Annotated in this window: 10 protein-coding genes; 6 read left to right on the top strand and 4 right to left on the bottom strand. The window is 65.8% G+C overall.

Features of this window, described 5'->3' with window-relative positions; translation table 11 throughout:
- On the top strand, positions 1-1,595 hold a 1,595-nt coding region (locus EB084_08325), incomplete at its 5' end, for an ATP-binding cassette domain-containing protein (protein ID NDD28254.1).
- A 12-nt stretch (positions 1,596-1,607) separates the two neighbouring features.
- On the opposite strand, the gene EB084_08320 is transcribed toward EB084_08325, so the two are convergent.
- Genes EB084_08320 through EB084_08310 form a run of 3 tightly spaced genes read right to left on the bottom strand, consistent with a single transcriptional unit; the run spans position 1,608 to position 5,496 of the window.
- Entirely contained in the window at positions 1,608-2,945 is a 1,338-nt protein-coding gene (locus EB084_08320; protein NDD28253.1) for a serine/threonine protein kinase, read from the bottom strand.
- A 57-nt stretch (positions 2,946-3,002) separates the two neighbouring features.
- Positions 3,003-4,409: a hypothetical protein gene (locus tag EB084_08315; protein NDD28252.1), complete on the bottom strand. Its 1,407-nt coding sequence runs from the start codon at positions 4,407-4,409 to the stop codon at positions 3,003-3,005.
- 46 nt (positions 4,410-4,455) lie between these two features.
- Positions 4,456-5,496: a hypothetical protein gene (locus tag EB084_08310; protein NDD28251.1), complete on the bottom strand. Its 1,041-nt coding sequence runs from the start codon at positions 5,494-5,496 to the stop codon at positions 4,456-4,458.
- Positions 5,497-5,622: 126 nt separating this feature from the next.
- Between EB084_08310 and EB084_08305 the strand changes: the two genes are divergently transcribed.
- The 5 genes from EB084_08305 (at position 5,623) to EB084_08285 (ending at position 12,289) form a co-directional block, all read left to right on the top strand.
- On the top strand, positions 5,623-6,588 hold the full coding sequence (locus EB084_08305) for a hypothetical protein (protein ID NDD28250.1): 966 nt from the start codon (positions 5,623-5,625) through the stop codon (positions 6,586-6,588).
- A gap of 103 nt (positions 6,589-6,691) precedes the next feature.
- Positions 6,692-8,173 (top strand): diguanylate cyclase, encoded by a 1,482-nt coding sequence (locus tag EB084_08300; GenBank protein ID NDD28249.1) that lies wholly within the window; start codon positions 6,692-6,694, stop codon positions 8,171-8,173.
- Between the two features lies 1 nt (position 8,174).
- The gene (locus EB084_08295; protein NDD28248.1) at positions 8,175-9,374 is read left to right on the top strand and encodes a hypothetical protein; all 1,200 of its coding nucleotides are present in this window, start codon (positions 8,175-8,177) and stop codon (positions 9,372-9,374) included.
- Between the two features lie 105 nt (positions 9,375-9,479).
- The gene (locus EB084_08290) at positions 9,480-11,030 is read left to right on the top strand and encodes a GAF domain-containing protein (protein NDD28247.1); all 1,551 of its coding nucleotides are present in this window, start codon (positions 9,480-9,482) and stop codon (positions 11,028-11,030) included.
- Positions 11,027-12,289, top strand: coding sequence for an AI-2E family transporter (locus EB084_08285; protein NDD28246.1), 1,263 nt, complete (start codon positions 11,027-11,029; stop codon positions 12,287-12,289). The genes EB084_08290 and EB084_08285 overlap by 4 nt, the downstream gene beginning before the upstream one ends.
- Here EB084_08285 and EB084_08280 read toward each other — a convergent pair.
- The gene (locus EB084_08280; protein ID NDD28245.1) at positions 12,282-14,600 is read right to left on the bottom strand and encodes a hypothetical protein; all 2,319 of its coding nucleotides are present in this window, start codon (positions 14,598-14,600) and stop codon (positions 12,282-12,284) included. The two genes, EB084_08285 and EB084_08280, sit on opposite strands and share 8 nt — an antisense overlap.

The raw sequence follows: 14,600 nt of genomic DNA, 5'->3' as shown, positions 1-14,600 counted from the left end.
CGGTCATTCCCGATGCCGACCGGTCGCTGCTCATCGAGCTTGCCATCGGTCTGTTTCTCACCAGCGTCTCGATGGCGATGTTCTCGCTGGTTCAGTCGGTGGCCATCAGTCGCGTCGAGCAACGGTCGGAAGCCCCCTTGCAAGCCGCGATCTGGGATCGCCTGCTGAACCTGCCCGCGGGCTTCTTCCGCCAGTACAGCGCCGGTGAGCTCGTGAACCGAGCCATGGGGGTCTCGACGCTCAGGCGCGCCGTGACGGGGGCGGTGGTGACCTCGACGCTCGGACTGATCATGTCGATCTCGAATCTCTGCCTGCTGTTCGTCTACGATGTAAGGCTGGCGCTCATTGCGCTGGGCCTGCTCGCCGTCCAGATGGCGGTGCTGCTGCTCTCGCTGCGCACGCAGATGCGTCGCCAGCGCCAGATCAGCGATGTCGGGGGGCGGCTGGGCGGTCTGCTGGCGCAGCTCTTGAGCGGCATTGCAAAGATTCGTGTCGCAGGGGTGGAAGAGCGTGCCTTCGGCGTTTGGGCGCGTCAGTTCGCACGCAAGAACGGGCTGATCTTCGATGCGCGCCGCATCGGCACCGCACTGGCCGCGTTCGACGGGTTCTTCGGCATCGCCACGAGCATCGTGGTGTACGCCACGGTGGCGCTCTCCCCGCAGCGCCTCACCACGGGGGAGTTCCTGGCCTTCACCAGCGCCTTCGGCTCGTTTCTCGCCGCGTTCCTGTCGATGAACGGCGCCATGGCGTCGGTCATTGCGGCGCTGCCCGCGTATGAGCGCTCACGCCCCATCCTCGACGCGCTGCCTGAGGTCGATCGGGCCCACGCCCGCGCCATCGATCTCAAGGGAGACGTTGAGCTGAGCCATGTCACGTTCCGCTACCCCACGTCCGCAGCGGGTGCCGCAGACGAGCCGGTCGAGGGGCCGCTGATTCTCGATGACGTGAGCCTGCGAGCGCGTCCCGGTGAGATGGTGGCCATCGTCGGCCCCTCTGGCGCGGGAAAGAGCACGCTCTTCCGACTGCTGCTGGGCTTCGAGAGCCCTCGCTCCGGGTCGGTGTTCCTCGATGGGGAATCGCTCCATCTGCTCGACGTGCAGGCTGTGCGGGCCCAGATCGGTGTCGTGCTGCAGAACGGCAGGCTCATGTCGGGCGACATCTTTCGAAACATCGTGGGGGCGCGGGCGCTGACCCTCGATGACGCGTGGCGGGCGGCCGAGATCGCCGGAATCGCCGACGAGATCAGGGCCATGCCCATGGGCATGAGCACCGTCATCAGCGAGGGGGCGGGCAACCTGAGCGGCGGGCAGCGGCAGCGTCTGCTCATCGCCCGCGCAGTGGCGGCGAGGCCGCGGCTGCTGCTGTTTGACGAAGCGACCAGCGCCCTCGACAGCTACGCCCAGGCCCGTGTGTCAGAGGCGCTGCGCAGCCTTGATGCGACGCGCATCGTCATCGCGCACCGCCTGAGCACCGTGCGAGACGCCGACCAGATCTTCGTTCTGGGGAATGGACGTGTGGTTGAGTCCGGAGGGTTCGATGCGCTCATGGCTGCGCGCGGTCCGTTTCATGACCTGGTCCGGCGGCAGCTGGCCTGAGGTCAGCGCGGCTCACACGGTGCGCTCGTAGGTTCTGTCCGGGAACTCGACGAACTGACCCAGCCAGGGAAGGCCCAGCTTGTTCTCGGTGAGCTGTGATTCTTCGATGATGATGTTCACGACCTCGGTGAAGCCAGGCCATACCCCATCAAGATGGTGCTGCTCGCTGCGGGTGTAGATGTCGGCACCGGTACTGGTCTTGGAGCCCTGCGCGTGCACCTCCAGCTTCACGATGTCGCAGTACAGCAGATCGACTCGCTGGTCCGGGGTTTCGATGCGCAGGCCTTCGGCATAGATCTCGACGGTGAGATCGCGCAGCCGCTTCCAGCTCGTGTAGGGGTGGATGACGGCATAGGCGGTGACCCCCAGACCTACCAGCGGATGTGGAAGCGGCACGTTGGCGAACCACGCCGGGACCGAGACTGCGAAGAAGACCGCGCCGAAGAGCCCCATGCCCAGGGTCTCGAGCACGCGGTAGTAGTCCTGCGGGCGCGTGAAACGCAGGCGCCGCCGAAGGTTGACGAGCCGCAGGGGGGCATCGCCCCCCCGGTTGAGGTGCAGCTGCGCGATGGCGTCGTACATGGCCATTGCGGTGGGGAAGCGCTTGGCCGGATCGAGGTCGAGGGCTCGCATGGCGACGTGTGCGAGCGGCTCGGGAACGGTGGGATCGAGGGTGTGTGGGGACGCGAAGTTCCACGGCCCCCGCTGCTGGGGGTCATCGCCCGTGAGCATGAAGTGGAGCATGGCGCCCACGCTGTAGATGTCAGACCGCTCATCGGTCTGCTTCTTGCCATACTGCTCTGGTGGCGCAAAGCCCGGTGTTCCCAGCGGAATGGTGTCTCGAAGGGCCCCCTCGCGCCAGATTCGCGCGGCGCCGAAATCGATGAGCCGCACCCTGCCGTCTCTTGCCAGGAGGACGTTGGAGGGCTTCAGATCACGGTAGACGATGCGCCGCTTGTGCAGATAGTCGAAGACCTCGAGGAGCGAGAGGGTGAGCTGCGCCGCCTCGAGTGGTGGGAAGCGCCCCTTCGCCTCCAGGCGGTCTTGCAGCGTCTCGCCGGGAACGTACTCCTCGACCAGATAGTGCCGTCCGCCATCCTCGAAGAAGTCAATGACGAGGGGCAGGCTGGGGTGATCGAGCATTCGCAGGATGGTGTACTCTGACTCGAACAGCTTGAGATCTTCGGCACGCTCCGCGTCGCTGCCTGGATCACGAAGCTCCTTGATGACGACGAGGGCCGCGCCCATCAGCGGATGCCCGAGGTAGACGCGGCTCATGCCACCTTCGGCCAGGCTCTTGTCGACCTCGTACCGGCTCTTGAGAACGGTTCCCGGTTTCAGCTCGCTCACTGGCTTCTTCTTCGCTTCACACCCGTGTCATTCCCCGTGGGACCCGCGGGGTGCCGATCAGCGGCGGCCTCGGCGGGAGAAGCGGTGACGGCGACCGTTGCGTCGGTCTGTTCCGGGCGGGCGGTGCGCCTCCTGCAGCGCTTTGTCTGCGGCGCGCGAGGGGAGAGAGAGGTATGTGGCCATCTGATGCACGCGCCCCCGCGAGCGGGGAGACGGCTTGCCCGCCTTGTGCGCGAGCTGGAGGGCCATGCGCAGGGCGTCCTCTCGCTCCGACTCGGGCATGGTGGCCACCAGCGACGCACACGACTCCCGCGCAAGGTCTGACGCACCGCGCGGGTCGATGACGACCCAGTCTGATGGGATCTCGCTGTACTCCAGCAGGCTGTAGAGGCCGCTCTCAAACGCTGCGTGCAGGCCGTCGGTCCCGGCGGGCTCGAGAATCAGCAGCGCCCCCGCGGTGACGGCTGAGATGAGGGTTCGGTCACTCGGCTTCGAAGGGAATCGTTCCGTTCTGCGCAGCAGGTCGTCGACCATGGCGTCGGCTTCGTGTCCGGGATGGGCGAATGACGCCCGCCCGATGGCTCGGGCGTAGGTCTCCGACTGCTCGAAGATCATCAGGCTCTTCATGCGAACCGCCGTGATGGGGTGGGTCCCGTCGAAGAGATCGATGGCGTGTCGATCGAGCGCGTCGAGCTCGTCGAGCTGATTGATGATCGCGCTGGCGTCGTAGCAGATGAACTTGCTCGAAAGGCCTCCGGTGAGCTCCTTCATGTGGCTGACCAGCGTGGCGCCGAGGTCGCGGCTGCAGAGCAGCCCGATGCGATCGGCCGAGAGCTCCTGAAGGCGGGCGAGCCTGCGGCATCGTGCCAGGAACGAATGGTCGAGCATGGCGAGGGTGTCACGCGCCTTCTGCAGCTGGCGCTTCTCGTGCTTGCCGAGGACGCTGTGGCGCATGCTCGCCTCCCAGTCCTCGATGTCGAGATAGAGGTCTTCCGCCATGAGGAACTTGTTCTGCACGTGGTCGAGCACGGCGTGCCCGATCTCGTGTCCGAGGAGGTCGAGAAGCTCGAGCTCCTCGAGCATGTTGATGTATTCCGGCGCCACGCAGACGCTGAATATCGCTCGTTCCCTGTCGTACGAGCAGAACGCGTCAGGCCGGTCGGTGCGGTAGATGTAGAACTCGACCGGTCGATCGATACCGAGGTGGCGCAACGCGGTATCGGCCAGCGCGTACAGGCGGGGGGCCACGCCCGCGCTCAGGCGTATGCCTTCGGCCAGGAAGAACTGACGTTCTCGCGGAGGGTTCTCGGCGTCCTCGAACTCGTCGAGGGCGGTGGCGGCTCGCGTGAAGTCGGCGATGCGCTCGCTGTAGATGCTCTCCAGCTCGTGACGCATCTGTCGCTCGATGTCGAGACGAAACATCTCGAGAGACGTGAGGCTGAGGGGCAGGGGCGGGGCGCTCACAGGCGCGCTGCTCCGGGGGTGTGGCGAGGTCGGCGGGCGCAGTTCACTAGTTCAGCAGCTTGGCGATATCGGCTGCGTACGGGTTGCCCGAGGCTTCGATGCGCTGCCGGATGTCGACGGCCTCCGGCAGGCTGCGGATGCGGTCCTTGTGGTACTCGAAGAACTGGCGGGTGGTGAAGGTCTCCCAGGCGTTGTGGCTGTCGCCCATGAACCGCACCACGGCGTTCACGGTGTCGGCGTCGGTCTCGGCGCACAGCGCAAGCGCAAGCACCGTCTGGCGCCGCATGGACACGTCTTTCTTCTGGCTCTCGAGAAGGCCGCTCAGGAAGCGGCGGATACCGACGCCCTCGGCGGCCGGGAGGCGCTCTCCGGAGAGCGAGCCGAGCACGCCGAGCACGGCCACTGCGCTGCGACCGTTCTTGATGGAGGGGAAGACGTCGATGATCTTGCGGGCCACGGCCACAGCCTCTGCGTCGCCGATGCCCAGGGCGGTGAAGATGGCGGTGCGGTGCTTGTCGGCGATCGGCGCCCACTGGGTGCCGTCGACGCCGCGCATGTCGGTGCCGTTGGCGTCCTTGACGAACAGCACCGTCTTCTTGTCCTTGTCGTAGATCTTCAGCACACCGGCCTGGTTGCCCACGAAGACGCGGTCGAGGTCAGCCGAGGTGAACGCGGCGCCCAGCGCCACGACCTGGGGCGTGGGCTTCGGGGCGGGCTTCGGGGTCGTTCCACCGCCGAGCGCGCCGCTGCTCTTCCCTGTGGCCGGTGCGGGCTTCTTCGGGGGCGCCTTCTTGCTGGCGGGTGCGGCCAACGCCGCGCTGAGGTGGAGCATCAGCGCGAGACCAACCATGGCTGTGGCAAACTTGCGCACGCGCTGGCTCAGGCATGCGATGGGCGGCAGGGGTTGCGGGGACCTGTCGGGTCTGTGGTCTTCGATGCTCATGTGCGGTCGCACGCTCCTCTGCTCGGTCCGGGCACTGTGCGCGCCCAGCGCTCGTGCCCTGGTGACGCGGTCTTCGATGCTCGCTCTGTCAGACCGCGACAGCAGGAGGCGGGTTTCGCGACCGGGCGAGGGTTGCTTCGACACCTCGCGCCGAATCCTCTCCTGCGTCGCGAAAGAATTTCAAGGAGCCGTGGGCGCTTCGTGAGGGGAGGGCAGTCGCACGGATCCACAGGGCAGGGCATGTCCGACCCGGCGCGAAAAAGGGCCTGCATGCTCTGGAACGAGATCACCGTTGATGTCCCTGCGTCGCTGCGCGAGCGCGCCGAGACGCTGCTCAGAGAGCGCGGCCTGGAGACGCTGCACGAGCTGCCGGCCGCATCGGCACGTGTGCGGCTTCGCGGGCACGTGCTCTGGAACCTCGACGCCGATGCCCTCGTGGGGGATGTGCGCAGCGCTGTTCGAGCGCTGCCGAGGGACGAGCCCGGGGCGAGGCGTGTCAGCGTGCGACGGGTGCAGTTCGCGTCTCCCGTGGCCGATGCGGGGGGAAGCGGGTGGTGCTTCGACGAGCCCATGCCCGTGCTGGCGCCCACCGTCCTGGGGGAGCGCCTGGTGATCAAGGACCCGGGTCACGACTTCCCCGCCGAGCCGCACCACGTGATCGTCGAACTGGCGCCGACGCGTGCCTTCGGAAACGGTGCGCACGAGACGACACGGCTGTGCATGCGCGCCCTCGAGCGTCACCTGCGCCCGGGCGTCAACGCGGTAGATGTGGGTACAGGCAGCGGCCTTCTCGCGCTTGCCATGGGCAGGCTTGGGGCTGGGCGCGTGATGGCGTTCGACATCGAGGAAGCCGCGCTGCGATCGACACGCGAGAACACGAGCCTGAACCGCCTCGACGGGGTCATCACGGCGGCGCACGCCGACAGCTTCGTGGGGTGGTCGCGTCGACTTGTCGGGCGGGTGGGGCTGGTGGCGGCAAACCTCCTCCCGCACGTGGTCTGCGAGATTGCGCCCCAGGTTGCGCAGATGCTCACGGCAGACGGGGTCTTCGTGGTGAGCGGTCTCCGGGTCGATGCCGTGGCGGGCCTTGACGAGGTGCTGCTGGGGCACGGCTTCGAGGTCTGTGACGTCGACGTGGAGGGGGAGTGGGTCTGTCTCGTCTACACGCCGGCCAGGCCGGACGCGGGAAATGCGGCACGCGCGCTGCTGCTCCGTCTCGGAGCGACGGCTGGCTGACACCTGTCGAGCCCGTCTCGGTGGGTGTGCAGGAGTCTGTTACCCGTATCGCCAATCTTTGGAAACAGTGGCTTCCGGTTGATTGGGAGGATTCCGCTTCACGATGGCTCGACTGGTTCAGAAAGCAAAGGCGTCTGGTCACAAGATCCTCATCGTCGATGACACCGACGAGGTTCTCGAATCGACGCGCCTGCTCCTCGAAAAAGATGGGCACGATATCCAGACCGCGAACAACGGCCCTGATGGCATCGAGAAGGTGCGCAACTGGCAGCCCCACCTCCTGATACTCGACTACTTCATGCCCGGCATGACCGGCGAAGAGGTCGTGACCCGCATCCGCCCCTTCAACAAGGAGACCCAGATCTTGTTGCAGACGGGGTACGCCTCTGAGAAGCCCCCGCGTCAGATGCTCCACGCCCTCGACATCCAGGGCTATCACGACAAGAGCGAGGGGCCTGAGAAACTGCTCATCTGGGTCGACGCGTCGCTCAAGTCGTATCGCCAGATCTCCACGATCAGCAAGGGCAAGCGCGGCCTGCGTCACATCCTCGACGCCATCCCCGAGATGTACAACCTGCAGACCCTCGAGGAGCTCCTGAAAGGGGTGCTCGAGCAGATGGAGGGGCTGCTCGGGGGGTATCACAGCTTCGTGGCGGCGCTTCCCGGGGCGCTCAACCTGCCCCCAGAGGGGGGCAAGACCCCCGATTCATTCGCGGTCATCTCGAACGACGAAGAGCTCAAGATCGTTGCGGGCACGGGCCGCTTCGAGAGCTTCGATTGTCTCGACGAAGTCGATCAAGAGCTGCTCAAGCGTTTGCACGACGCCATCGGGCAGGAGCAGGTGGTCGAAGACGGCACGCGTACCTTCGTGCCGCTGCGGGTGGGCAACAAGTCGCTCGGCGTCATCTACTTCGATCGCAAGTCAGAGGAAACGTACGACGTCGAGCTCCTGAAGATCTTCGCGATGCAGGCCTCTCAGGCGCTCGAGAACCGCCGTCTCTTCGGCATGGCCACCGAAGACGATCTGACGAAGACCTTCCTGAAGAACTTCTTCTTCAAGCGCATGGAAGACGAGGTTCACGAGGCCTGTCGCTACGAGTATCCCATCTCGCTCTGCATCATCGACGTCGACAAGTTCAAGAGCGTCAACGACACCTACGGTCACATCGCCGGTGACATCGTCCTGCGCTCGGTGAGCAACGTCATCCGGTCGAGCGTTCGGTCGCACGACTTCGTTGGTCGCTTCGGTGGCGACGAGTTCGTCATCGCGCTGCCCCACACCGATCGCAAGATTGCAACCGAGGTTCTCGAACGGCTTCGCCGCAAGGTCGAGGCGACCACCTACGAAGGCACCCCTCCGGATGTGAAGGTTACCCTCTCGTGCGGAGTGGCAACCCTGCAGAGCTTTCCCGCGGAGCGGGCCAATCTCAAGCGCGCCCAGTTGACCCGCATGATCGAGCGAATGCTCGAATCCGCTGATCAAGCCCTCTACGTCTCGAAGGAGCAGGGTCGCAATGCTGTGAACTCGGCGGAGCCGCTCTCCGTCGAGCATCTGCTCGAAGACCGGGAGGTCGCGCGGAGCTGACGTGAGCGTCAAAGCGGGAGCTAGCTGGAGCAACGTAAAAGACGCATTCGAGGCCGGACACGAGGCAGCCACCCTTGCCCTCCACCAGATCGACAATGAGTCAGCCGATCTTGCGCTGATCTTCTCGAGCCCCGACTATGCGAAGCCAGAGCTTCTTGAGGGCGTTCGCTCCGCGGTGGGGCCTACGCCCATTCTCGGCTGCACCGATGCCGGCAGCCTGGTGGTCGATGGGCCGAAGGGCAACGCCGTGGCCGTTCTCCTTCTCCACGCTGACGGCCTCGAGGTGCGCCCCGGTGCGGGTGACAAGATGTCTTCCGATCCCGAAGAGGCGGGGCGCGCCATGGCGCAACAGGCCCTCGACGGGCGCCTCGGCTCCGGGAGCGGGCCGGGTTCGCTTCTGCTGACGTTCTGTGAGGGATCTCGGGGCAACCTGTCCGCGGTGGTGCGCGGCGCGCAGAAGGTTGTAGGAGAGGCCTTTCCCATTGTCGGAGGCGCCGCGGGTGATGGTCTCGCGTTTCGCGAGACCACCCAGTACTGCCTCAGCTATCTGCTCAAGGACAGCGTGGTGGGCCTTCTCCTTGGGGGGGCGTTGCGCTTCGGCGCAGGTTCTCGCCACGGCTTCACCCCCATCAGCCGACCTCGCGTGGTCACGCGCGCCAGCGGCTCCGTGCTCGAAGAGATCGATGGGGAGGCCGCCGTCGCGCTCTACAAGGACTATCTGGCAGATGGCATGCTCGCGGCCCAGAGCGGGCCTGTCGCTGCAATGGCAGGTGTGTACCCGCTCGGCTTCGCGGTCGACGGCGAGCATGAGCCGCTGGTGCGGTATCCCATCGAGATCACCGATGAGGGCCATCTCGTCTGCAATGGAGAGATCGAGACAGGCACCCAGGTCCGGTTGATGATGGGCACGCGCGACGGCGTTCTGGCGTCGGCCCGAGAGGCGGCCACTGAGGCGAAAGACCGTCTCTCTGGGGCCTCGGTGCGTGGGGCCTTGGTGATTTCCTCCTTCGCACGCGAAAAGGTCATGGGTCGTGAGGCGGCGCAAGAGATGCGCGCCGTCCGAGAGGTCCTCGGTGAGGGCATCCCCATGATCGGCATGTATGGCTATGGCGAGATCGCACCTGGAGGCGCACAGGGCGAGGCTCGTCCTTCGTCGCTGCGAAACGACGCCATCGTGGTTCTCACGTTCGGCGAGGCCTGAGCCCCGGTTGGCTGCCTCGCGCAGAAGCAATCGCCGCGCTTCGGGTCGGTCGCACTGCGCGACCGGCATCGCCGGTGCGCGAGCCCGCACGGAAGGCGACGCGAAATGAGTCTGGCCCCTTCACCCATCGATCCTCCGACGCTCGACGATCAGAATCAAGACATGGATCAGCTGACGCGGCGCATCGTGTCCATGGACCGTGAGCGTCTTCGCATGGAGGACACGCTCCACAGCGAGCTCGACCGGCTCTACATGATGCAGAAGATCGGCAACCTCATCAATGCGACCTTCAGCCTCGAGCAGATGCTGAGAGTCGTGGCCACTTCGCTGACGAAGGAGATGGGATTCGATCGCGCGCTGCTCTACCTGCCTGTTGATGGAGAGAGCGAGCTCACCTGTCGCACCTGGCAGGGCTGCGACTCCCGTGTCAAGGACGCGCTGAGCGCGACCTTGTCGCGCCGCATCAAGGAGCAGAGCGCGGAGACCGATCTGCCGTGCGCCTTCTCGGTGTCTGATGAGGGTCTCGACAACGAGGTGCGCCTCATTCTCGAGAAGCTGTCGGTGAAGTCGCTTGTCATCACTCCGGTGCTCTCGCAGCACGAGCTTGTCGGCGGAATCATCGCCGGACGTTCGAGTGCCAGTCCGGTGACCGCAGCCGATATGGGATATTTCTCATTGCTGGCCAAGCAGACCGCCATCGCCATCGTGAACTCGCGCCTGTATCGCCGCATCGAGGAGTACTCACGAAACCTCGAGAGCGAGGTCTCGGAGCGAACGCGCGAGCTGTTCTCGGCCTATCGCGATCTTCAGGTGAGCAAGGAGACCCTCGTGGCGTCTGAGAAGATGGCGTTCCTCGGACAGCTCACCGCGGGCATTGCGCACGAGATCAATACGCCGATCGGTGCTGTGGCCAATTCGCTCAAGAGCATGGATGAGCTGGCCAACGAGCTCACCCAGTCGTTCGACTCACCAGAGGTGACACTTGACGATTACAAGGAGATCGTGAAGGAGATGCGTCAGTCTCTTGACATCGCGAGCTCGGCCATCCAGAAGGCGGCGCGCTTCGTTCGCAGCGTCAAGGCCCAGACGCGTGATCTCGCCAATGTCGAGGTGCGCGCATTCGATACCGTGCAGACCATCGACGACATCCGCGTGCTGCTCCAGCACGAGCTGCGCAAGAACAACGTCACCGTCGAGCTCGAGCCGGAGCGCGATCGCGACCTCACGCTCGTGGGCGATGCGGGCAAGTTCAGCCAGATCTTCACCAACCTGATCAACAATGCCATCGATGCCTACGAGGGCAAGGAGGGCACTATCTGGGTGCGCATCAAGCGGGCGGGGGAAGACGTGGTGATCGATGTGGCCGACAACGGCTGCGGCATCAGCGACGCAAACAAGAAGCGGCTGTTCAAGGAGATGTTCACCACCAAGTGGCAGGGCAAGGGCACGGGCCTGGGAACCTCCATCGTCTATGGCCTCGTCACCGGCGCCTTCGGGGGCACCATCGGCTTCGAGAGCGAGGTCGGCAAGGGCACCACGTTCACGGTGCGCATGCCACGCCGTTCGGCTGATGAGGTGAAGGAGGCCGCCGTGCGTCAGGATGACGAGGCCAAGCGCGCCATGGAGGCCCGCACCAGCGAAGAGGTGTCGTCTTGAGCCTGCCCGAGGCGGCACAGGCGCGTGAGAGGCGTCCGGAGGCGCTCGAGGAAGGGCACGGGAAATTGGTCGGGCTTGCGGGTGGGGAGCCGTTGCGCGTCATCATCGAGCGCGAGCCGTTTCCCTGGAAGAGGGTGCTCATCGGCGCGGGGGTTGTGGCGGCCCTGTATGCCGTCATCTTCGTCGCCGAGCACATCCACCAGGTCATCGTCATGCTTGCGGTTGCGGCGCTGGTGGCGTTCATCCTCGATCCCCTCGTGGTGGCACTGCAGAAGCGAATGCCCCGCTGGGCGGGCATCGTGGTGGTGTACCTCGCCTTCGTTGCCGTTCTCGTGCTGGCGGGGGTGACCGTCGTTCCCCGCCTGGCCGGCCAGCTGCTCTCCATGCAGGAGAACGCGCAGCAGATCCAGAGCGCAGTGCACGGCTACATCGATCAGGTGAATCAGTACATCGAGCGGGTTCCCCCGCAGGCCGTCGAGCAGCTGCACAAGGCGCAGGCCAGCGTGAACGAGTGGGCGAACGCGTCGCTGCGCGTCTTGTTCTCAGCCTTGATCTCTGGCCTGGGATGGATCGGCAAGGGCATGATCATCCTCGTGCTCTCGATCTATCTTCTTCTCGACAAGGACCGCATTCGCGACGGATCCATCGCCCTTGTGCCCGCAGGCGCGCGAGACGAGACCCTTGCCGTGGTCGGCGATGTCCTCGAGGTGCTGCGTGCCTATCTCCGGGGGCAGATCGTGGTCATCGGCTTCGTTGCCGTGTCGGTCACGGTGGTTCTCGTGGCGGTCGGCATGCCGTATGCCCTCGTGGTGGGCGTTCTGGCGGGCATCCTCGAGGTCATTCCCTATTTCGGCGCGGTGGTAGGCGCCGTGCCAGGGGTTCTCTACAGCTTTGCGGTGCACGGATTCGGAGGCGGGCTCTTGATGATCACCTTCTTCGTGATCATCAACCAGATCGAGGGGCACGTCGTGATCCCGCTGGTCATGGGAGCCAACCTCGAGATGCGCCCCGCCACCGTTCTGCTCTCGCTGCTGGTGGGCGCCGAGCTGGCGGGTATCGTCGGGCTGATCGTGGCCGTGCCGGTGTGCAGCATCGCGGGCGTGCTCATCGAGCACGGCCTGCAGATCTATTGCGATCTCTCCCGACCGGCAACGCCGGCGCCGGCTGCCGCCTCGTCAGCGTCTTCCGAGGAAGTGCCCCCCGAGGCGGCGCCGGCAACCGAAGCGGTCGCCGATGCGCCGCCTTCGGATCCTATCTGACCACCACGCGGTCGGTGGCGCCGCGCCCGAAGACCTCGGGAGAGTACATCTCCTCGGCCTTGGGGGGGGGAACCACGAAGGTGCCCGGCGTGGTGGCGCGGGCGTACCAGGTGTACTCGTAGAGCCCTTCCCACACGAGGCTTGCGAAGGCTTCGGCCCGCTCGTCGCGCAGGTTCTGGTGCTCGTACCAGGGTCGGCTCCAGTACCAGAAGGGGTTCGCGGGCTTGCCTGCCGTCTGCGGAAGCGCACCTTGAACGGCGAGCGCCGGGTTGAGTGCCTCGAATCCGGCCGGACAGGGATCGACCAGGGCAACGTGCACGCGGCGCGACGGCGCCACCATCGATACGTGCACCCGGACGCGCGCGCCGGCGCGTACGGTGTACGCGCCATCGGCTTCTCGCTTCACATCGGCGGGATCGTCGACGGCCTCGTAGCGACGCTGCACCGAGAACCCGGCCTCGAGCGGCTTGAGAGCGAGGTCACGCGGGGCATACCGCATGCCGACGCGATAGTACAGACGTCCGGGGCCCTGCTTGTCGATGATCAGGTTCTTCGTGCCGTCGGCACCGACCCCGCGTGTCAACGTCGACATCGGCATGTCGAACGAGAGCCGATCGGTGCTCCGCTTCTTGAATGCGTGCTCGCCCCCGTAGTCTGAGCCCAGCCAGACGCGCGCCACGAAGTCCGGTGTCTGCTTCTCGAACGCGTTGAAGTAGCGGTCGAGCGCGAGCAGCACGAACACGTTCTCCTGCGTGTTGCTCCAGTGCCCCGCCTTGCGATGCCCCATGAGGCCGCGCACGATCTTTACGATGAGGTCGCTCGAGGGGTCGACCTCCACCAGGGCTTCGAGCACCACCGCGTCGGCGCGGCGGCTCGAAGCCAGCAGCAGGTACTGGCCGTCTTCGTAGCCCGTGGTGAAGCTGGCCGCACCCGCGGTCTCGGTCACCCGGTTGGTGAGGTAGCGCTCGAGCGCGGTCTTCTCGGCGGCGGAAGCGCCGTCGAGCTTCCCGTCAGGGGCGGTCTTCACCAGAACGGGGAGGATCCATCCTGCCGCCTCCACCGAGAGCGTCTCCCTGGGCTGCGCGTTCCCTCGAGCGCCGGGCAGGGCCCGCGTCACGAGACGGGCGGCCTTTGCGCGGTCACGGTCTCCAAGGTGCCAGCGAACGTTGAGCGCGTAGGCCGAGATGGCGTTGCGGGTGTCTTCGCCGTACCACGAGGGCATGTGCGACTCGATGTCGCGCAGATAGGCGAGGGCGGCGTCGATGGTGGCCTGGGGAACCGCATACCCTTTCGACTTCGCGCGAGCCAGTGCGTGCGCCACGTGCACGCTGACGAAGGGCCACGACGTGTCACCGCGTCGCCAGAAGGCAAATCCGCCATCGTTGTTCTGCAGCTTGCAGAGCTTCTCGACGTCGCTGGCTACGGTCTTCGCGAGCACCTTCGCACTCGGCAGCTCAGGGCTGTTGAAGGCCGCGAGCACGTCTCTGAGGGCGCATACACCGATGACCCGCGATGAGACCTGCTCCGCGCACTCGAACGGGTATCGTATGAGATAGAGCACCGCGTCGGTGAGGGCCTGCAATGCCGTCGACGACACCTCGACCTCGAGGCCGCCGAACTGGGGGAACGCATTCGAAGGCGCCTTGACGGGCTGCGCGGTTGCGCCCGTGCCGTCGAGGGTGCCGTAGGTGGCGAAGGCCTCGGTGGTGGCGGGCGTGTACACGGGAAGCGACAGCTCGGCGGCGTCGCTGCCTTCACTCGAGCGTGCCACGATCTGGAAGCGCGCCGTGCCGGCGTGTTCGGTGGCGGCGGGGAACCGGACCTCGACGCGATTGTTCGCTGGCACGGTGAGCTCAAAGCCGGGCGCCGTCATCGTCACGTTGCTGGCCCGTGCCGCCACCTGCACCATCTGTGGCCGATCGGTCTGGTTCTGCAGCACCACCGGCAGCGAGAAGCGGTCGCCGAAGTTGAGGAAGCGCGGCGCGGAGGGTCGGACCATGAGAGGCAGGCGTGCCGTTATGGTGGACTCGCCGGAACCGAAGGAGTTAGCCCCGCTGGCGGCCACCGCCATCACGCGATAGCGGGTGAGGCTGTCGGGCAGCTTCACCTGCACCGTGGCCTTCCCGTTCACGATGGGCACGGCGGGAGAGAAGCAGGCCAGCGGGTTGAAGTTCGTCCGCAGGGTGATCTTGGCGGAATCGACGGATGAGCCGTCCCTCTTGTCGGAGGGTGCTGCTCGTCTCTGGGTCTTCGCCATCATCGGCTGGCCTGTGGTGGGGGTGTCCATGGCCGCGCCCGCGGGGGCGGCCAT

The sequence above is a fragment of the Pseudomonadota bacterium genome, from assembly GCA_010028905.1.
GTDB lineage: Bacteria > Vulcanimicrobiota > Xenobia > RGZZ01 > RGZZ01 > RGZZ01.
The sequence above is the reverse complement of the archived record's forward strand: the minus strand, read 5'-3'. Positions and strand labels throughout refer to the sequence as shown.